Consider the following 18,295-nt stretch of genomic DNA (forward strand, 5'->3'; position numbering starts at 1 on the left):
ACTTTTATAAGTATTACTACTTTGGAGGATGATCTTGGGCATGGCAACACAGTTAGCAGTTGAGGGCGTAGGGCAGGCGGGCAGGCCCAGGAGCGTTTGGTGGGCGCTGGTGTTCCTGGCCCTCGCGCAGTTCATGGTGGTCTTGGACGGCACCATCGTGAACTTGGCACTGCCGAGTCTCCAGATCGAGATGGGGATCAACGACTCGACGCGTTCCTGGGTGGTCACGGCCTACGCCTTGGCCTTCGGCGCTTTCCTGCTGCTCGGCGGCCGAATCGTGGACTTCTGGGGTCGCAAACGGACCTTCATTGTGGCCGCCGTAGGCTTCGCCGCCGCGTCACTGATCGGCGGCATCGCACAACAGCCGTGGGAACTGATCGGCGCACGCGCCCTGCAGGGCATCTTCGCTGCGCTGCTGGCCCCCGCTGCCCTGGCGCTGCTGACTGTCGCCTTCCCGGGCGGAAAGGATCGCGGCACGGCGTTCGCGATCTTCGGCTCCATCACCGGTGTCGGTGCCGCCGTCGGCGTCCTGCTGGGCGGGTTCCTGACAGAACACGTGACGTGGCGCTGGTGCTTCTTCGTGAACGTGCCGATCGCCATCATCGCCCTCGCCGGCGTGTGGTTCCTGGTGACTGAAAGCAACGCCCAGGGGTCCACCAAATACGACTGGCCCGGCGTCATCCTGGCCGCCCTGGGACTGGGCTCCCTTGTGTACGGCTTCACCAATGCCGAGCACGGCTGGGATGCCCCCGAAGCCTGGGGATTCATTGCGGCCGGCGGCGTTCTCATGGCACTCTTTGTCCTGGTCGAGGCCACAGTCAAGCATCCGCTTCTGCCGCTGCGCGTGGTCACCGAGCGCAACCGAGGAGCAGCGTTCCTGGCCTCTTTCCTGTCCGGCGCGGTCCTGATTGGCGGCATTCTCTTCATCAACTTCTACATCCAGATCGTGCTTGGCTTCGCACCGTTCCTCGCCGGGCTTGCTTCCCTGCCCATGACGGTGGCGCTGATCATCACGGCGGGCCTCGTCGCGAAGAACCTGCCGAAACTGGGTGCCAAGATCCCGACGGCCACGGGCCCGGTCTTCATGGCCGCTGCCATGCTCTGGCTCACGCAGGTCAGCGCCGAGGGCAACTACCTCGTCAACATGCTGCCCGCCTTGCTTCTCATGGGCGTGGGGCTGGGCATGGTCTTCGTCCCCATGCAGAACCTGGCCCTGTTCGGCGTGGACAAGGATGATTCCGGTGTTGCCAGCGCCTTGGTCAACGCCTCGCAGCAGATCGGCGGCTCCCTGGGCATCGCCCTGTTCAGCACTATCGCAGTTACAGCGACAGCCGGAGGCGTGTCGCCGGCGGCCCTCTCGAGCGGCTACGCGGCGGTCTTCCTTTGGGCTGCGGGCGTGGCGATCCTGATCGTCCCCGTCGCCCTGCTTCTCATCACCATCGACCGCAAGAAATTCACCGGCACCGAAGGCGCCTGACCGGCCCGCGAAGCCGAGGTCGCCGACCTTCCCGGCCGCCATGGACTCAGTACAGGAAGATCGGCAGCCAGTCGCGGTTGTGGGCGTGTACCAGTGCGAGGAACAGCACGAAGTCGAAGGTTAGGTGCACGGTCACGACGTAGGTGAGGGACTTCGTCAGCTTGAAGGTGTAGCCCTGCAGTAATGCGAACGGAAACGTCAGAAGCGGCCCCCACGCCTGGTAGCCGATCTCCCAAAGAAAGGACGAGAAGATTACGGCTTGAAGGATGTTGGCCAGCCAGTCTGGAAAATGCCGCCGCAGCAGCGCGAACGCGGTGCAGATGAAGAACAGTTCGTCCCAGATACCAACGGCGTTCACTCCAAGAAAGAGGCGCCAGAAGGTCGTTGGGTCAGATGGATCCGGCCAGTTTTGGTACACCCCGGTGCTGATCAGGTAGGCGGGCAGAATGAAGTATCCGAGCAGGACCACGCCGATCAGGTACAGCCTCGCGATCATCGGCCATTTACGGCCGGTGTTCACCGGAAATTTGATGATCTTCTCGCCGTAGACGAACCGCGACACCAGCCACGGAACCAGCACGGCCAAGGCGAGGGCGCTGCCCATGAGGATCATGTGTTGGATGCTCAAGTCAGCGTTCAGTGCCACCATGCTGATGATGACCATTCCCGCCGCGATCAGCGCGAGGTGCCGCGTCAACTCGCGGTCGATGAAAGCCGCAGTGGCCAGGCCCATGACAAGAATGCCGTAGCCAAGCGCGTCGTTCTCGACGCCGAATAACACCACTCCGGACAGCGAGACCAGCACCGCTGGCAGCAGCTTCCAACTGAGCGCGGTACGTTGACCTTCCGTCGAGACTGATGTCACCCCACAAGCATGCCAGTGCCCTCCGCGGCGCGAAACGGTTTATAGGCAGTCACCTTTGGGGCACGGGCGGCCGGCTCACCGGTTCAGCCAGGGAAGTACGACGGCGGTACGCACCGAAAAGGTGCGTGCCGCCGTCGATTGTTTTACCTAAGGCGCCTCGCCGGTGGGCTCGGCCCGCCGTCGTCGGCTGGCAACCTGGCAGCGTAGATGCTGAGCTAAGGTAAAGATTCACAAGATTCACAAGATACACAAGGATTCACAGGAGCTGGCGTGGAGAACCCCTTTCGACCCACGGCGGGAGCAACGCCACCTGACCTCATCGGCCGCGGGGGAGTCCTGGATGAATTCGCCTATGGACTGCGCATCGGATCAGGAGCGCCCGGGCTGCTGACCATTTTCACCGGGGCCCGGGGCATTGGCAAGACCGTGATGCTCGGTGCCGCTGAAGATCTGGCGCTCCGCAGCGGCTGGGCGGTTATCTCCGAAACAGCCACCAACGGCTTTGTCGGGCGAATCGGGGAATCCATGCGCCGGCTGACGGACGATCTTGGAGACGGGCCGACCGGGCGGCGGATCACGGCAGTGTCGTTGGCAGGGTTCTCCGTCACCACACAGCTCGGTCCTGAAGAACAGGTCGACTGGCGTGCCCGTGGAGTGACTCTCCTGCGGCTTCTGGCCGCTAAGGGCACGGGGCTGATCATCACGGTCGACGAGATCCACGCCGCCGACAGGCCCGAACTCTCACGCCTCGCCGCCGACGTCCAGCACTTCATCCGCGAGGGCCTCCCCATCGGACTCGTCTTTGCCGGCCCTCCCGCCGCCGTATCGGATCTGCTGAACGAGGGCGTGGCCACCTTTCTTCGCCGGGCAGACCGCATCGACCTCCACGCCGCATCCATCGCCGAAGTCGAACGCTCCTTCTCCGAAACCTTCACCGGCGCAAGCATTGGGCTGACCCCGCACCTGGCCAAGGCTGCTGCCGAAGCAACCGGAGGCTATCCCTTCCTCATCCAGCTAGTCGGCTATCACCTTTGGCAAGAAGCCGAAAAAGCGGGCAACAGTCTCGACGCCCCCGCGGTTGACCGCGCAGTGACCGCTGCCCGGCGGCGCAACGAACGCATGGTCATTGAGGCTGCGCTGTCCACCACCTCCGCCAGAGACCGCGACTTCCTCCAGGCCATGGCGGAAGACTCCGGCCCCTCGGCAACCCTGGACATCGGCAACCGCACCGGCCTGCGACCCAACGCCGTCGGCAACTACCGAACCCGCCTCATCGACGCCGGACTCATCGAAGCAACCGGCCACGGACGCGTGAGCTATGCCATCCCGGGCCTCCGCGAATACCTCACCGCGCACCCGAACCGGAATTAGTCGGCGCGCTGCTGTTCCTGCCGGTCCGCAGAGAGGCTTTCAGGTGGTGACGACGAGTTTGCCGCTGGCGCGGCTTTCCTCCATGTCGGTGTGGGCCTGGACGATGTCATCGAGGGTGTACACCTTGCCGATGGGGACGGTTGCGGTGCCGTCGCTGACGGCCTGCTCGCTCTTGGCGTTTCGTGCCGGGACGGAAGCGGAAGTCCGGCAAGAAGTCCCTATCCCACGCGGGCGCGAGGTGGCACCATCTGTCTTATGAGCCGCAACCAGGGGAACCGGCGTCAAAAGTGAACCTCGCAAGGCTCTCGCCGAGGAAGTTCCGACTCTTGACGTGTTTGCCCGGATCCGTCGGTATCACCCGGAATTTTCACCGGAATTGTGGGGGGAAACGGGAAATCGTCCCTCCTCGGCAACAGGGACAGGAAGCCGGCCCGTGGAGGCTGTAGGTGAAGGCGAACGAAACACGGCCGCCAAAAATGCGGCGGCTGATGAAGTGGGCATCGATCGGATTCCTCGGGGCCGTGGTGCTGGATCTAGTCCTGATGACATTCCTCGACTTCTGGACCGCGTTCTACATTGCCCTCGGCCTGTACCTGGCGCTGGTGGGTCCGTTGGACGCTGCCGCCCAAAAAGAACGGATCAAGATGCTGCACGACCGGAACCGAGGGCTGAACGGGTGAAACCGGCAGTATTGGGCGCAGCCGACGGTTCATGGCCCGGAGAGCTCACGCACCCGGGCGAGCCATTCGATAACCAGGGCCTGCGTGAGGGCGGGTTGCTCGTGCAACAGCGCGTGGCCGGCGCGATCGAGTACAGCAAAGTTGGCCCGGGGGTAGTGCTCCACCAGCTCCCACGGCCCCGTGTACCCGGCCGTGGCATCCTGTCGCCCTGCAAGAATTAACACAGGATGGGAATAGGTAGCCGCAGCCTCCGGGAGATCCCGCAGCTCCCAGTGCGAAAAGATCCGCATCAGGCCCGGCTCGTCAACGAGGGACGCCGCGGGAGCCACGAACTGCTGGAACCGGCGCAGTGTCTCCGCCGTCTGCACCACGAAGTAGCTGCGGTAGGAAGCTTCGAGCTCCGGGCTCAGTTTGCCGGTCAGTTCGGCCGACGAAACGAGAACCTCGTGCGCGGGCACGTTACGGGTATGCGCGCCAACCGGGCAGATTAACGCCAGCCCGACCACCTGCTCAGGTCTCCGATTGGCGACCGCGCGGGCTAAGTACCCGCCGTACGACTGCCCCATGACAAGAAACGGTTCATCACCAATGGTGCTGTCGATCAGGCCGAGCAGGATGTCCAGGACGTCATCGTTGCTATTGATCGTCACGGGCGCCGGCGTTAGGCCCATCCCCGGCAGGTCCGGATACAGCCGGCGGAAGCCGGGAGCGACACGGAATATCGGTTCAAGGGCTCCTGCGATCTCGCGATGATCCACGCCAGCGCCGTGCAGGGCGAGGACCGGCGTGCCGCTGCCGTGTTCGGCGTAATGCACTGGCACTCCGCTGACCGTAGCCTCCATCCAGACAGTGTAGGTCGCGTCGCGGCTTCCTGGCGGCGGTTGTTGGTGCGGCCTGGACGAGACCTTCGCTGTAGGCTCCGTCCAGGTGCCCTCAACTGCCTGGCGCCGTCGCGGAATCAGTGCTTTGACGGGCTCAGATCCATTTCGGCGCGGCCGGAACCTTACCGTTTGTGGCTGCAGCGCCGGGCCCTGTGGCGGTAACACCGCCGCTGCCCCGGCCGGCGGCCCATTCCACGACGGCGGCCAGCGGTCCGGAGACCAACGTGGAGGTGTCCGACGTCGTGTCACCGAAGCTGAGGCCGCGGTCCGATACCTCGACCACCAGGCCGGCGTCCGTGCCGCGGGTCTTCCAGGCGCCGGTGATGTCAGCCAGAAGCCGCTCCAGCACGGGTGCCGGGATATCAGCGAAGCTGGCGCCGTTGTCCAGGTCCACGGCGTGCATCCAGACTTCCCGGGTGCGCATCCAGACCGTTTCGGTGGCAGGGACTTCCCGGCCCTGGATGGTGCGGACTTTATGGTGCCAGGCGTCCCCGGGCAGGTCCCGCCATTCGACGTTCAGGTGCACGGCGGAGTGATCAAAGAGGTGCCGCAGCGCGATCGGGCTCAGCGTGGCGCCGAAGTCGATCTCGTGGTCCCGGACCGCGGTGGAGGCATACATCGGGGTTTCCAGGCCGGTAGCCGCCCACTCGACCAGCCGGGCGATGGCCCGGGCGTTGTAGCCGACGTGTGCGGTGATGTGGCGGCGGGTCCAGCCCGGCAGCAGCGAATCGCCGTCGAGCTCCCCGTCGGAGAGCTCGTTGAGCTTGCGGGCGAAGAACGCCGTGCCCCGCCGTGCCTGCAGCAGGGCCGCGAGCAGCTCCGGATCCGTCGTCTGGTCCTGGCGGGCAACCATCAGGCTTCCTTGACCACGCGGTTCTTCAGCTGGCCCAGTCCTTCGATGGTGGTGACCAGGATCTGGCCCTCCTGCAGGTAGCGCTTGGGGTCCTGGGCGTGGCCCACGCCGCCGGGGGTACCGGTGGCGATAACATCGCCCGGGTTCAGCGTGATGATGGTGGAGATGTAGGAGACCAGGTACTCGGGGGTGAAGACGAGGTCGCCGGTGGGGGTCTGCTGCTGGATTTCGCCGTCGACCGCGGAGGTCATCAGCGGGCCGGCGGTGAATTCGTCCTTGGTGACCAGGGCCGGGCCGAACGGGGTGGACTTTTCCCAGGTCTTGCCCTGCAGCCACTGGATGGTGCGGAACTGGTAGTCGCGCATGGACACGTCGTTCAGGACGGCGTAGCCGGCGATGTGGTCGGGGGCGTCGGCTACGCTGATCCGGCGGCCCTTCCTGCCGATCACGACGGCGAGTTCGGCTTCCCAGTCGACGGCGTCGGATTCCTGCGGCAGGGCCAGGTCATCGTTCGGGCCGATCAGGGACTCCTGGTACTTGGCGAACAGGGTGGGGAACTCGGGGACTTCCCGGCCCATTTCCTTGATGTGGTTGCGGTAGTTGTGGCCCACGCAGATGATCTTGCCGGGGGAGGGGACGACGGCGTCGAGGTCCGCGCCTTCGGCCGGGTGGGTGGCGCCGTTCGCTGCCTTCGCGGTGGCTTCCCAGTCGCTTGAACGGAGCAGCTCTCCGACGTCGGCAAAGCCGTCGATCTCGGTCAGGGTGTCGCCGTCCTGGCGGACAGCCTTGGTTCCGTTGTCAGTGCGGAGGGTGAGGAGTCTCATGCGTTCTTGCGTCCTTCGATGTAGGTGCGGTTGAAGTTCAGTCGTTCGAAAATGGGGGCGTCGCTGAAGCGGAAGAGATCGAACTCGGTCTCGGCCTGCAGCGACCATTCCTGCCAGGACGGGACCACGAAGAGGTCGCCCTTCGCCAGGTTTCTGGTTTCGCCGTTCAGGACCACGGAGCCGGACCCTTCGAAGACCTGCCAGACACTGGAGCCGACCTCGCGGAGGCTCTCGGTGGCGGCGCCGGCGCGGAGGCGGTGGAATTCGGCCCGGATGGTCGGCATCACATCCCCGCCCGTGGTGGGGTTGGTGTAGCGGACGGCGGCGTGGCCCTGGGATACGGTGGCCGGGTGGCCCTCGTCCTCGAGCAGCAACTGCTCGGCCAGTGCGCGGTCCGTGTGTTCCCACCGGTAGGCCGCGATGGGGGAGCTCGTGGTGTCGTCCAGCCCGGAGAGCGGGCGAAGGCCCGGATGGGCCCAGAGCCGCTCGGAGCGGGAGATGTCCGGGGTGGCCTCGTCGGTGACACGCTCGGTGCCGAACTCGAAGAAGCCGGCGTCGGCGTAGTGCACGAACGGGATGTCCAGGCCGTCGATCCAGGCCATCGGTTCATCGGTGTCGTTGTGGTGGCCGTGGAAGTTCCAGCCCGGGGTCAGGAGGAAGTCGCCGCGGGACATCCGCACCGGGTCCCCGTTCACCACAGTCCAGACGCCTTCGCCCTCGACGACGAAGCGGAACGCGTTCTGGGAGTGCCGGTGTTCGGGTGCCGTTTCGCGGGCACCGAGGTACTGGATGGCCGCCCACAGCGTTGGGGTGGCGTACGGTGTTCCGGCCAGGCCGGGGTTGGCCAGGGCAATGGCCCGGCGTTCGCCGCCCCGGCCAACGGGAACCAGATCCCCGGCACGGGCGGCCAGCGGGTACAGGTCGCTCCACCGCCAGACGTGGGGCACCGCCTTGGGGGTCGGGACCATCGGCATGAGGTCCGCGATCTCGGTCCAGAGCGGGATCAGGTTTTCGCGGTCAAAATCCCGGTACAGCTCCTTGAGCTGGGCGGCCTCTTCAGGCGTCGGCTCCGGAGCAGTGTGCCCCGCGGCCACTGATTCGTGAGTCGTGTTCTCGGCGCTGATGGACACGTGGGCCTCCTCGGTAGGTCAGAACAGTTCGTTGGCGTGGTTCGACTCTACGGATGCCGGCGGGTGACCCCCAGCATATTCTGCTAGTCAGAATTGTCCCGCGACTAGCCGCCGCGGCACTCAGTCCGGCTCGGCCGGGTTTGCCGCGATATCGATCTCCAGCTGCCGGCAGGTTTCCCGCAGGGCGGGGACCAGTCCGGCGTCAAACACGCGGCGGAAGCGGGTCGCGGGAGTGGCGACGGTGAGCGCGCCGACCACGTGCCCGTGCCGGTTGTGCAGGGTCATGCCGAGCGCGCTCACGCCCTCCTCGGTGCCTTCGAAATTGGCCGCGAATCCGTTGCTGCGGATGGATTCAAGCTCGCGCAGGAACGCCGGGTACTCCGCGGCCGGAATGGTGTCCCCGCCAATCTCGGCATTGTTACTGCGGAACAGCTGGCCGATCATCGGCGGTTCCAGTTCGGCGAGCATGGCCTTGCCTCCGGACGTCTTGTTGGCGGGCATCACCGTCCCCTGCCGGTCACCAACCCGCAGCACATTGTCCCCTTCCACCGTCGCCAGGAAGCGCACTTTCGTCCCCACCCGCACCATGAGGTTCACCGTCTCGTTGAGGTGCGCCGAGAGCAGCTCCATGTGCGGCTGGGCGAGCGAGCGGAGCAGCCGGGTCCAGCTCAGGCCCGCCGGCCCGACCCCCATAGCCGGGCCGGGGACATAGCGGCGGGTTTCATCCTGCACGGCGAATCCCCGGTAGACCAGCATGGCCAAAAGGCGGTGGGCGGTGGACGGGGCCACCCCCAGCTCGTCGGCGGCGTCCTTGAGCCGGAGTGCTCCGCCGTCGCGGAGCAGCTGGAGGAGCTGCAGCGCGTTGTCCACCGCCTCGATGGAATAGGTGGGCCGTTTCTGAACGGGCTTGCGGGCTGCTCTGCCGGATGGGTTGTTCTGCACATCAGAATTGTATTGTGGTTCACCTGCGGCGGCTAGGACAGTGAGTGGCATGAATCACACACAATCTGTTGCAGTGCCGCAACGGTCTTCGCCGGGGGCCCCTGCTCCCTCTACCGTTGGTGGGCCTGCATCACGGTTCTCCAAAGGCTCGGCAGCCGCTGTCCTGGTCTGCTGGCTGTTGGTGGTCTTCGATGGCTACGACCTGATCGTCTACGGCACGGTCCAGTCCTCCCTGATCTCCGAGACCGGTTGGGGGCTGACCAAGGCCACCGCCGGGACCATTGGTTCCATGGCCTTCGTCGGCATGATGATCGGGGCGATCTTCGCCGGCCGGATGGCCGACTCGTGGGGCCGCCGCCGCACCATCCTGGGCTGTGCCATCGTCTTCTCGATTTTCACCATCCTCTGCGCCTTCGCCCCCAGCGCAGCCGTCTTCGGGGGGCTGCGGCTCCTCGCGGGCATCGGACTCGGCGGCCTGGTGCCCTCGGCGAACGCCCTCGTTGCCGAACTGGTCCCCACCAAATGGCGGTCCACCATTGCCACCCTGATGATGTCCGGCGTCCCGATCGGCGGGTCCATCGCCGCCCTCGTCGGCATCCAGCTGATCCCCGCCTTCGGTTGGGAGTCCATGTTCCTCGTGGCCGTACTCGCACTGATGATCGTGGTCCCGCTCGGTCTGAGATACCTTCCGGAAACGCTCGCCCCCGTCAACGCCACGGGCAGCGCAACAGGCAAGGCAGCCCGCAAGGCAGCCGGCAGCGGCCGAACCATCGAGGAGCCGATCGGCTTCAAGTCCCTGCTCCGCGCCCCGTACTTGGGAGTTAGCCTGCTGTTCGCCCTTGCGACGATCGCCACCCTGTTCGCCTGGTACGGGCTGGGCACCTGGCTGCCCAACCTCATGCAATTGGCCGGCTACAACCTGGGGTCCGCACTGACCTTCGCCCTGGCCCTCAACCTGGGTGCGGTAGCCGGCTCGGTGATCACCGCCTGGGCCGGAACCCGCTTCGGTCCGATCCCGACGGCGATCGCCGCGGCCGCCGTCGCCGCCGCCGGGCTCCTGGTCCTGGTGACGGGACCGCCGGTCACCGTCGTGTACCTCATGCTGGTCCTCGCCGGCGTCGGCACCCACGGCACGCAGTGCCTGATCATCGCCGCCGTCGCGAGCCACTATCCCGGGCACCTGCGCGGGACCGCGCTGGGCTGGGCACTCGGGACGGGCCGCATCGGCGCCGTCGCCGCACCCCAGATCGGCGGCCTCCTGCTGGCCGCCGGACTCGGCGTCAATTCCAACTTCCTCGCCTTCGCCGGCGCAGCCGCCGTCGCCGCGGTCCTGCTGGCCGCCGTCGGCCGCAAACTCAAGTCAAAATCCTCAACCCCATCCTCACCAACAGGAGCAAGCAATGTCTGAGCACGCCCCGTCCACCGATGTCCTGTCCACCGATGTCCTCGTCATCGGAGGGGGAATGGCCGGACTGGCCGGAGCCCTCGCGCTGCGTGAAAACGGCGCCAACGTCACGCTCGTGGAGCGGGCCCCCGAATTCGGCGAGGTCGGCGCGGGGCTGCAGATGGCCCCCAACGCCTCCCGCGTCCTGAAGCGCTGGGGCCTGCTGGAAAAGGCCCTGGAAATCGGCGTCCAGCCCAAGCACCTGGTGTTCCGCGACGCCGTCACCGGCGAGGAACTCACGCGCCAGAGCCTCGGCGGGGAATTCGAGGAGCGCTACGGTGCCCCGTACGTCGTGATCCACCGCAGCGACCTGCACCGGGTCCTGCTCGAAGGCTGCGAGGCCGCGGGCGTCAAGCTGGTCAATGACGTCATGGTCGAGAGTGTTGAAACCGTGAACGGCCGCGGTGTGGCCCACACCGCCGCCGGGGTGGACTACGAGGCCGACGTCGTGATCGGCGCCGACGGGCTCAAGTCCACTCTGCGCCCGCTGGTCGCCAATGATGAACCCGTGCCCTCGGCCTACGTCGCCTACCGCGGCACCGTGCCGATCACCGAAAACACGCCCAAGGCTGACCTCGAGGACGTCATCGTCTACCTCGGACCGGATTGCCACCTGGTGCAGTACCCGCTGCGCAAGGGCAAGCTGCTGAACACCGTGGCCGTCTTCAAGTCGGCCTCGTTCGAACGCGGCGAGGAGCAGTACGGGGGAGTGGACGAGCTCGAGGCGGCGTACAAGGATTGCGTTCCGGCCGTCCAGGATGCGCTGAAGAACCTGGGCACCAGCATGCGCTGGCCCATGTACGATCGCGATCCGACCGAAAACTGGGTGGCGGGCCGGATGGTGCTGATGGGCGACGCCGCGCACCCGATGCTGCAGTACCTGGCCCAGGGCGCCTGCCAGGCGCTCGAGGACGCAGCCGTCCTGCAGGACGCCAGCAGCGGCACCGTGTTCACCGCGGACGGAGTCAACCCGGACGGCTGGGAGGACGCCATCAAGGAATTCAACAACGTCCGCGCCGGCCGAACCGCCCAGGTCCAGCGCACCGCCCGTATCTGGGGCGAATCCTGGCACGTTTCCGGGCTGGCCCGGACGCTGCGCAACCTCCTCTTCAAGAGCCGGAAGGACAACGACTTCCGGTACAACGACTGGCTGTACGGCCAGACCGGCGACGGCGTGCCGGCAGTTCGCGCTGCCCAGCCGAGTCTGGCGGACCGGGTTTCTGCCTGATCCCGAACGGATCCCCGGCTGGCACACCGGCCAACCCACCACGCGCTGCGGACCGGCTCCATCCAGGAGCCGGTCCGCGGTGCGTTCCTATACCAGCGGCCACGGGTAGCGCATGCCGGTGCGGTCAACCGGGAGCACACCTTGGTGCAGCAAGCGCCGCACCCGGCGCCGCAGGGCGGTGACCTCGGCAACGTCGAGAAGCTCCGCCATGTCGCCCGGCACGGCCTCTGCGAGCGGAGCGATGCCTTCGAGAAGGGCTCCAGGGATGGGAACACCGGCGAAGTCCCAGATCACGGTGCGCAGTTTGAAGCCCGCCGAGAAGCACAGTCCATGATCGATGCCCCACACCGTTCCGTCATGGCCGCGGAGCACGTGCCCGCTCTTGCGGTCGGTGTTGTTCGCGACACAATCGAACAGGGCGATCTGCAACAGCCTGTGGTGGGTCTCGGGGGAGTCCGCATACAGGGTGAAATAGTGCTCGCCGAAGTCGCACTCGACGAACAGCTGAAGCGAGCCGACCCCCATGGGCGAGTCCTCGCGGATCACCGTCGGCGGGACGATTCCCCATCCCAGGTATTCGCTGAGCAGATAGGCCGCGCGTTCCCGGCGGTAGAGCCCGGGCTCAAAGTCGATCAGCGGCCGTTCTCCGGTCTCCGGCTTGTAGACCGCGTAAACCGAATCGGCCCCGCAAGAGACCTCGACAAGGAACGCCGCGTTGCTGCCGCGCGGGATGCGTCCGAGCAGTTCGATGCGGCCCTCTACGAGCAGTGTCAGCTCCCGTTCCGACACTGTCCGTCCCTTTTCATGACTTCCTCAGTCCGCTCAACGGTTCCAGGGTCGCGTTCACCATGAGCACGGCGGGCGCCTGACCCTCCACATACGAGATGGCCGAGACCGAGCCCGGGCTGATGACGATCCGCTGGAAGTGGTCCAGATGGGTGCCAAGGGCGTGGGCAACGGCGGCCTTGATCGGATCGGCGTGGGAGAAGCACACGACGACGCCCCCGGCGTGAGCGGCGCACAGTGCCTCCAGCGTTCCGACCATTCGAGCTTGCATCTGCGCGAAGCTCTCCCCGTTCGGGAAGCGGAAGGCCGACGGGGTGTGCTGCACGGTCTGCCACTGCGGCAGGCCCGCCAATTCGGCGAGCGCGGCTCCGGTCCACTCGCCGAAGTCACACTCGATGAGGCCGGCGTTCTCATGAACCTCGAGCCCGGTGCAGACTGCCGTGGGCTCTGCAGTCTCGCGGGTGCGCTCCAACGGAGAGGAATAGATGGCATCGATGGGAAGACCCGCGAGCCGTTCCGCGACCCGTTCAGCCTGGGCCCGGCCCTGGCCTGAAAGGTGCAGTCCCGGGGCCCGCCCCGGCAGCACCGTCCCCGTCGTAGGTGTCTGCCCGTGGCGCACCAAAAGAATGAGCGTGGCCTGGGGTGCCGCGGGTGCCGACGGCGCTGCTGCAGTCATCAGCACTAAGCGTAGCGGCAGGGGCCCCGCCCGAGCTTGCGAGGGGAGGGGGAGCCGCGCAGCGGTAACGCTCACCGCCTACCCCGGGCCCATGTGCAGGAATATTGGGAAATTCCCTCGATTCGCCGCACGCTCGAGGACTACCGTGGAGGGGTGAGTGATCGTCCCGATATCTTCACTGTTGGCGAACTGCGTTCAGCCGGCCATGTCTACAAGGACTTGCGCCACGAGGTCCGCGGCAACCTGCTAGCCGCCCTGACGGCCGGCCGTGATCCGTGGCCCGGGATGTTTGGTTTCGGCCGGACCGTCCTGCCCCAGCTCGAACGTGCTTTGATCGCCGGTCACGACGTCGTCCTGCTCGGCGAGCGGGGACAGGGCAAGACGCGGCTTCTGCGCACCTTGGCGGGGCTGCTCGACGAGTGGTCGCCGGTCATCGAGGGATCGGAACTGAACGAACACCCGTACGAACCGATCACGGAGCAGTCCCGAGCTCGTGTGCTCACCGAAGGTGACCGGCTGCGTGTGTCGTGGCGCCATCGATCGGAACGTTACGTCGAGAAGCTGGCTACCCCGGACACTTCCGTTGCCGACCTCATTGGCGACGTCGACCCCATGCGGGTGGCCGAGGGCCGCCGGCTCGGTGACCCGGAAACCATCCACTACGGTCTCGTGCCGCGATCCAACCGCGGGATCATCGCCATCAACGAACTGCCCGACCTCGCCGAGCGGATCCAGGTCGCAATGCTCAACGTGATGGAGGAGCGCGATATCCAGATCCGCGGCTACGTGCTGCGGCTACCGCTGGACGTGCTCGTCGTCGCGTCCGCCAACCCGGAGGACTACACCAACCGCGGCAGGATCATCACGCCCTTGAAGGACCGCTTCGGCGCCGAGATCCGAACGCACTATCCGATCGAGCTCGATGACGAGGTCGCAGTCATCCATCAGGAGGGGCGGTTGGTCGCCGACGTCCCGCCCGTCATCCTCGAGATCCTAGCCCGCTACACCCGCGCGCTGCGGCAATCCCCGGCCATCAACCAGACCTCCGGGGTTTCGGCGCGTTTCGCCATCGCGGGTGCCGAAACCGTCGCCGCGGCGGCCCTGCGCCGGGCCAGCATGCGCAGGGAGGACGAGGCAGTCGCGCGCATCGTCGACCTGGCGGCTGCGGTCGAGGTCCTCACGGGCAAGATCGAGTTCGAATCGGGGGAGGAAGGGCGTGAACAATCCGTCCTCGATCACCTCTTGCGCCTGGCTACTGCCGAAGCGGCGCGGGCGCACTTCCATGGCCTGGACCTCGGCCCCCTCGTTGCGGCGCTTGACGGCCACAGGACCGTGACCACAGGAGAACAAGTCACCGCGCGGGAGTTCCTCGAAAACCTCCCGACTCTTGACGGATCCGGCCTTTACGACGAGATCAGCGGGCGCCTGGCCGCCAAGAACGACGGGCAGCGCGCCGCCGCCATCGAACTTGCATTGGAGGGTCTCTACCTCGCCCGGCGGATCTCCAAGGAATCCGACGACGAGGAAACGATCTACGGCTAGGAACGACGTCGGCTGGAACATAGGGACAGGGATAGGCGGCATTATGGTTGTCCACAACCACTCCTCCAGGTACGGCCGGTATCGGGGAGGACCCGATCCGCTCGCCCCGCCGGTGGACCTGGCGGAGGCGCTCGACGCGATGGCCGACGACGTCATGGCCGGGTACTCACCGAGGCACGCCCTGCAGGAGTACCTGCGGCGCGGCGGCCGCAACCATGAAGGGCTCGATGCCCTCGCCGGCCGCGTTCAACAGCGCCGGAGTGAACTGCTGAGCCGCCACCGGCTGGACGGCACCCTCAGCGAGGTCCAGAAGCTTCTCGACACCGCCGTGCTGGAGGAGCGCAAACAACTCGCCCGCGACGTCACGATGGACGACACCGACCGCGCATTACGGGAGATGCAGCTACAGAACCTGCCCTCTTCCACAGCGGCGGCGGTCAACGAACTCGCCTCCTACGACTGGCAGTCAAGCAGCGCACGGGAAGCCTATGAGCGGATCAAGGACCTGCTGGGCCGTGAGGTTCTCGACCAAAGGTTCGCCGGCATGAAGCAGGCGCTCAAGGACGCCACCGTTGAGGACCGCGCGGCAGTGAGCGAGATGCTGCGAGATCTCAACGATCTGCTCGGAAAACACCGGCGCGGCGAAGACACCGACGCGGACTTCCGAGAGTTCATGTCGCGGCACAACCACTTCTTTCCAGAGAATCCACAATCCGTCGAGGAGCTGGTCGACGCCCTCGCCCAGCGCGCGGCCGCGGCCCAGCGGCTCCTGCAATCCATGTCGCAGGAGCAGCGCGATGAGCTGATGCGCCTGTCCGCCCAAGCATTCGGTTCGCCCGAACTCATGGCTCAGCTCGATCAACTCGACTCCAGCCTGCGCGCCTTACGCCCCGGCGAGGACTGGACGGGCTCCGAACGCTTCGAGGGCCAGGAAGGACTCGGGCTAGGCGACGGCACCGGCGTACTCCAGGACATCGCCGAACTCGACGAACTGGCCGAACAGCTCTCCCAGTCCTATAGCGGGTCCCGCCTCGACGACCTGGATCTGGATGCCCTCGCCCGCCAACTCGGGCAGAGTGCCGCCGTGACGGCCCGTACCCTCGGGGAGATCGAGCGGGCCATGCAGGACGGCGGCTACCTGCGGCGCGATGCGGACAACGACCTCAAGCTGTCGCCGCAGGCCATGCGACGGCTCGGCAGGTCACTATTGCGCGACACCGCCAAGCAACTGTCCGGCCGGCAAGGGGGCCGCGACACGCGCGTCGCTGGGGCTGCCGGCGAGCAGACTGGCTCCAGCCGCCAGTGGGAGTTCGGCGACGCCGAGCCGTGGGACGTCACCCGCACCATGACAAACGCGATCCGCCGGACGATGGCCGACGGCGGTGACCCGAGCCGCGGGGTCCGCCTCGGTGTGGGCGACATCGAGGTGACGGAGACAGAGGCGCGCACCCAGGCCGCCGTCGCGCTGCTCGTCGATGTGTCGTTCTCGATGGCCGCCGAGGGCCGGTGGGTGCCAATGAAACGCACCGCCCTCGCCCTGCACCACCTCGTCTCAACCCGGTTCCGCGGGGATCGACTGCAGCTGATCACGTTCGGCCGCTACGCCCAGGCCATGGACATCGGTGAGCTCACGGCCCTGCCAGCCCTGCGGGAACAGGGGACCAATCTGCATCACGGCTTGCTGCTGGCGGGTCGATTCTTCCGCCAGCACCCGTCCATGCAGCCCGTCCTCCTCGTGGTGACCGACGGCGAGCCCACCGCGCACCTGCTGGCCGACGGCGAGACGTGGTTCGCCTGGCCTCCCGACACGGAAACCATCCGAGTCACGGTCGCCGAGCTCGACCGCCTCGGACGTGCCGGCACACAAGCCACGTTTTTCCGGCTCGGCGACGACCCAGGGCTCGAGCGGTTCGTCCAGCGCATGGTCCGCCGAATCGACGGCCGGGTGGTCGCGCCCGAGGCTGGAGATCTGGGGGCTGCCGTTGTGGGGGAGTACCTCCGCGCCCACTTCCGCGGCCGCCCGTACGACGACGCCGACTGGGCATTCTAGGCGGCCAGCGGAGATAACAGACGCAGAGATTTCAAAATTCGACCATCACGCGCCCCGCTTCAAGACCGTCCAAACGTGACTGAAATGTCAAGGGCCAATATCGAACTGTCACGCCATTTCCCTAGTCACGGGACAAATGCCGGCCGTAAAGTGAGCGCCATCACTCACTTCAAAGTCTGGGGCCTCCATGCTGATTGGCCGAAAGCCCGCCGCCCCTCAGACAGCTGCGGCTTTCGCTGTGAGTGGCTCGAAGGGAGCGGTTTGATTCCTCTGCGGGAGGTGCACAGCGGCCACCGCGACTTTGGGCTGCGCCGATTCAGAATCGGCTGAGGTTGCCCTCAACAGAGCGAGACGATGGGAAAGGACAGCGGTGAAGTACAGCAGAAATGATGAGTTTCCGACTCCGCTAAGCGCAGCCCGGGCCCGAACGGTCCTGGCCGACCACTTCAGAGCGCTGCGGTTCAGCGTCAAGGATCTCCCGAATGGACTGGAGATCAGTGCGGGATCGGACTTCATATTCCGTCTTCTGGGCTTCCTGGCACCCAGGAGCATCCCCGTTGGCCTAACGGTTCAGCTCGAAAGACGCAGCGGCGGCACGACCGTGAAGGCTAGGGCTTCCGACAGGCTCGGGCGGTACCTGAGTGACCGGAAGTTTTCCGGCACGGAAGAGGCTTTAAACGGCAAGCTTGCGGCTCTGCTCAATGAATCGCGGACGGCCCTCGGAGTGGACGAACGCCGAAACGGGCCACCTAGCTAGGCTGAGACCTTCACCCGCCGCCGACCCGCGGCTGGGCACGAGCCTGAGCTCAGAGCCTCCTACTTATCCTGCTGTCGGCGAACCATCTCGGTGATCCAGGTGGGCGCGAACGGAGACGTGCAGTTTGAGGGAGTCGGGTAGTCCTTGAGCACCTCCAGGCGCTCACCAATGTCCATTGCACGGGTGCGGTACCCGGCGTGCTCGATCCCGATCTGGGCCAGGCAGTGGTTCATCGCCCACTGCAGGCGGTCCGGGGCGTCTTTCATCTCCGCCTCGATGACGTCGAGGAGTCCGGTGAGGTCGAGCCCCTCGGGATTCTTCGCCACGCGTTCGGTGGTCAGGGCCCAGCCGGCACTCGCGACCACTGGATCCGGGTCCGCGAACCAGGCCACGCGCAGTTCTTCGGAGTGCGGGTTCTTCTTCACTACGTAGTTCACGAGCCAGTCGTGCACCTTGGGGGTGCGCGCCTTGCGCAACATGACGTCCAACTCGTCACGCTCGAACGCCTTCGGGCGACAGATCAGGATCGACAGTAGTCTCGCCGCGGTGTCATCCGTCTCCCAAAGCTGGCGAGAGAGTTCCTGCTGCGTCTTCAGCCGCTTCGCAACCGCGCGTAGTTTGCCGAGGTTCACACCGTGATCGTCTCCGTGCTTCTCGTTCACCTCGCGTGCCCTCGGGTCCTCGAGACCGGCCAGTTCGGCCATGACCTCGGCCACCATCGTCTCGGCCTCCTTTGCCTCCTGTCCATCAATTGTGAGATTCAGCCTACTGGGGAAGCGCGCTCAACCG

General features: G+C 66.1%; 18 protein-coding genes. 8 read left to right on the forward strand and 10 right to left on the reverse strand.

Going from position 1 to position 18,295, the window contains the following annotated elements:
• The first annotated feature begins 40 nt into the window (after nucleotides 1–40).
• Nucleotides 41–1,477: an MFS transporter gene (locus M2428_RS16410; RefSeq protein WP_277527018.1), complete on the forward strand. Its 1,437-nt coding sequence runs from the start codon at nucleotides 41–43 to the stop codon at nucleotides 1,475–1,477.
• Between the two features lie 46 nt (nucleotides 1,478–1,523).
• Here M2428_RS16410 and M2428_RS16415 read toward each other — a convergent pair whose 3' ends face one another.
• Nucleotides 1,524–2,342: a CPBP family intramembrane glutamic endopeptidase gene (locus M2428_RS16415; RefSeq protein WP_277527019.1), complete on the reverse strand. Its 819-nt coding sequence runs from the start codon at nucleotides 2,340–2,342 to the stop codon at nucleotides 1,524–1,526.
• A gap of 270 nt (nucleotides 2,343–2,612) precedes the next feature.
• On the opposite strand from M2428_RS16415, the gene M2428_RS16420 reads away from it, so the two are divergent.
• On the forward strand, nucleotides 2,613–3,713 hold the full coding sequence (locus M2428_RS16420; protein WP_277527020.1) for an ATP-binding protein: 1,101 nt from the start codon (nucleotides 2,613–2,615) through the stop codon (nucleotides 3,711–3,713).
• A 39-nt stretch (nucleotides 3,714–3,752) separates the two neighbouring features.
• Here the strand turns inward: M2428_RS16420 and M2428_RS16425 are convergent, their stop codons facing one another.
• Nucleotides 3,753–3,998 carry a zinc-binding dehydrogenase gene (locus tag M2428_RS16425; protein ID WP_277527021.1) on the reverse strand — a complete coding sequence of 82 codons (246 nt, stop codon included), beginning with the start codon at nucleotides 3,996–3,998 and terminating at the stop codon, nucleotides 3,753–3,755.
• Between the two features lie 203 nt (nucleotides 3,999–4,201).
• On the opposite strand from M2428_RS16425, the gene M2428_RS16430 reads away from it, so the two are divergent.
• Nucleotides 4,202–4,393 carry a hypothetical protein gene (locus M2428_RS16430; RefSeq protein ID WP_277527022.1) on the forward strand — a complete coding sequence of 64 codons (192 nt, stop codon included), beginning with the start codon at nucleotides 4,202–4,204 and terminating at the stop codon, nucleotides 4,391–4,393.
• A gap of 29 nt (nucleotides 4,394–4,422) precedes the next feature.
• Here M2428_RS16430 and M2428_RS16435 read toward each other — a convergent pair whose 3' ends face one another.
• The 5 genes from M2428_RS16435 to M2428_RS16455 all read right to left on the reverse strand — a co-directional run bounded on the left by M2428_RS16435 (nucleotide 4,423) and on the right by M2428_RS16455 (nucleotide 9,023).
• Complete coding sequence (locus M2428_RS16435; RefSeq protein WP_277527023.1) at nucleotides 4,423–5,235, reverse strand: alpha/beta hydrolase; 813 nt, start codon at nucleotides 5,233–5,235, stop codon at nucleotides 4,423–4,425.
• Nucleotides 5,236–5,368: 133 nt separating this feature from the next.
• Complete coding sequence (locus M2428_RS16440) at nucleotides 5,369–6,127, reverse strand: maleylpyruvate isomerase family mycothiol-dependent enzyme (protein WP_277527024.1); 759 nt, start codon at nucleotides 6,125–6,127, stop codon at nucleotides 5,369–5,371.
• A complete protein-coding gene (locus tag M2428_RS16445; protein WP_277527025.1) occupies nucleotides 6,127–6,951 on the reverse strand; it encodes a fumarylacetoacetate hydrolase family protein in 825 nt (274 codons plus the stop codon). Before M2428_RS16445 ends, M2428_RS16440 begins: the two co-directional genes overlap by 1 nt.
• A complete protein-coding gene (locus tag M2428_RS16450; RefSeq protein ID WP_277527026.1) occupies nucleotides 6,948–8,081 on the reverse strand; it encodes a cupin domain-containing protein in 1,134 nt (377 codons plus the stop codon). The genes M2428_RS16445 and M2428_RS16450 overlap by 4 nt, the downstream gene beginning before the upstream one ends.
• A gap of 120 nt (nucleotides 8,082–8,201) precedes the next feature.
• Nucleotides 8,202–9,023 carry an IclR family transcriptional regulator gene (locus M2428_RS16455; protein ID WP_277527027.1) on the reverse strand — a complete coding sequence of 274 codons (822 nt, stop codon included), beginning with the start codon at nucleotides 9,021–9,023 and terminating at the stop codon, nucleotides 8,202–8,204.
• 49 nt (nucleotides 9,024–9,072) lie between these two features.
• Here M2428_RS16455 and M2428_RS16460 point away from each other — a divergent pair, with 49 nt between their 5' ends.
• Together M2428_RS16460 and M2428_RS16465 are read left to right on the forward strand one after the other, a co-directional pair.
• Nucleotides 9,073–10,431, forward strand: coding sequence for an aromatic acid/H+ symport family MFS transporter (locus M2428_RS16460; RefSeq protein WP_277527028.1), 1,359 nt, complete (start codon nucleotides 9,073–9,075; stop codon nucleotides 10,429–10,431).
• Nucleotides 10,424–11,695 carry an FAD-dependent oxidoreductase gene (locus tag M2428_RS16465; protein ID WP_277527029.1) on the forward strand — a complete coding sequence of 424 codons (1,272 nt, stop codon included), beginning with the start codon at nucleotides 10,424–10,426 and terminating at the stop codon, nucleotides 11,693–11,695. Before M2428_RS16460 ends, M2428_RS16465 begins: the two co-directional genes overlap by 8 nt.
• An 87-nt stretch (nucleotides 11,696–11,782) precedes the next feature.
• Here the strand turns inward: M2428_RS16465 and M2428_RS16470 are convergent, their stop codons facing one another.
• Nucleotides 11,783–12,484, reverse strand: coding sequence for an SCO1664 family protein (locus M2428_RS16470; protein ID WP_277527030.1), 702 nt, complete (start codon nucleotides 12,482–12,484; stop codon nucleotides 11,783–11,785).
• Between the two features lie 13 nt (nucleotides 12,485–12,497).
• Nucleotides 12,498–13,157 carry an MSMEG_4193 family putative phosphomutase gene (locus M2428_RS16475; RefSeq protein WP_277527031.1) on the reverse strand — a complete coding sequence of 220 codons (660 nt, stop codon included), beginning with the start codon at nucleotides 13,155–13,157 and terminating at the stop codon, nucleotides 12,498–12,500.
• A 153-nt stretch (nucleotides 13,158–13,310) separates the two neighbouring features.
• Between M2428_RS16475 and M2428_RS16480 the strand changes: the two genes are divergently transcribed.
• The 3 genes from M2428_RS16480 (at nucleotide 13,311) to M2428_RS16490 (ending at nucleotide 17,506) form a co-directional block, all read left to right on the forward strand.
• Entirely contained in the window at nucleotides 13,311–14,699 is a 1,389-nt protein-coding gene (locus M2428_RS16480) for a sigma 54-interacting transcriptional regulator (RefSeq protein WP_277527032.1), read from the forward strand.
• A 43-nt stretch (nucleotides 14,700–14,742) separates the two neighbouring features.
• Nucleotides 14,743–16,749 (forward strand): VWA domain-containing protein, encoded by a 2,007-nt coding sequence (locus M2428_RS16485; RefSeq protein ID WP_277527033.1) that lies wholly within the window; start codon nucleotides 14,743–14,745, stop codon nucleotides 16,747–16,749.
• Between the two features lie 370 nt (nucleotides 16,750–17,119).
• Nucleotides 17,120–17,506 carry a hypothetical protein gene (locus M2428_RS16490; protein WP_277527034.1) on the forward strand — a complete coding sequence of 129 codons (387 nt, stop codon included), beginning with the start codon at nucleotides 17,120–17,122 and terminating at the stop codon, nucleotides 17,504–17,506.
• 59 nt (nucleotides 17,507–17,565) lie between these two features.
• Here M2428_RS16490 and M2428_RS16495 read toward each other — a convergent pair whose 3' ends face one another.
• A complete protein-coding gene (locus M2428_RS16495; RefSeq protein ID WP_277527035.1) occupies nucleotides 17,566–18,225 on the reverse strand; it encodes a DNA alkylation repair protein in 660 nt (219 codons plus the stop codon).
• Nucleotides 18,226–18,295: the final 70 nt, after the last annotated feature.

The sequence above is a fragment of the Arthrobacter sp. ES3-54 genome (assembly GCF_029504395.1).
Lineage (GTDB): Bacteria > Actinomycetota > Actinomycetes > Actinomycetales > Micrococcaceae > Arthrobacter.

Bases quoted from the DNA above. Each gene is read 5' to 3' on its own strand.
- M2428_RS16495 (WP_277527035.1), bottom strand. From the start codon at position 18,225: ATGGTGGCCGAGGTCATGGCCGAACTGGCCGGTCTCGAGGACCCGAGG.
- M2428_RS16410 (WP_277527018.1), top strand. From the start codon at position 41: ATGGCAACACAGTTAGCAGTTGAGGGCGTAGGGCAGGCGGGCAGGCCC.
- M2428_RS16445 (WP_277527025.1), bottom strand. From the start codon at position 6,951: ATGAGACTCCTCACCCTCCGCACTGACAACGGAACCAAGGCTGTCCGC.
- M2428_RS16465 (WP_277527029.1), top strand. From the start codon at position 10,424: ATGTCTGAGCACGCCCCGTCCACCGATGTCCTGTCCACCGATGTCCTC.
- M2428_RS16460 (WP_277527028.1), top strand. From the start codon at position 9,073: ATGAATCACACACAATCTGTTGCAGTGCCGCAACGGTCTTCGCCGGGG.
- M2428_RS16435 (WP_277527023.1), bottom strand. From the start codon at position 5,235: ATGGAGGCTACGGTCAGCGGAGTGCCAGTGCATTACGCCGAACACGGC.
- M2428_RS16485 (WP_277527033.1), top strand. From the start codon at position 14,743: ATGGTTGTCCACAACCACTCCTCCAGGTACGGCCGGTATCGGGGAGGA.
- M2428_RS16475 (WP_277527031.1), bottom strand. From the start codon at position 13,157: ATGACTGCAGCAGCGCCGTCGGCACCCGCGGCACCCCAGGCCACGCTC.
- M2428_RS16440 (WP_277527024.1), bottom strand. From the start codon at position 6,127: ATGGTTGCCCGCCAGGACCAGACGACGGATCCGGAGCTGCTCGCGGCC.
- M2428_RS16430 (WP_277527022.1), top strand. From the start codon at position 4,202: ATGAAGTGGGCATCGATCGGATTCCTCGGGGCCGTGGTGCTGGATCTA.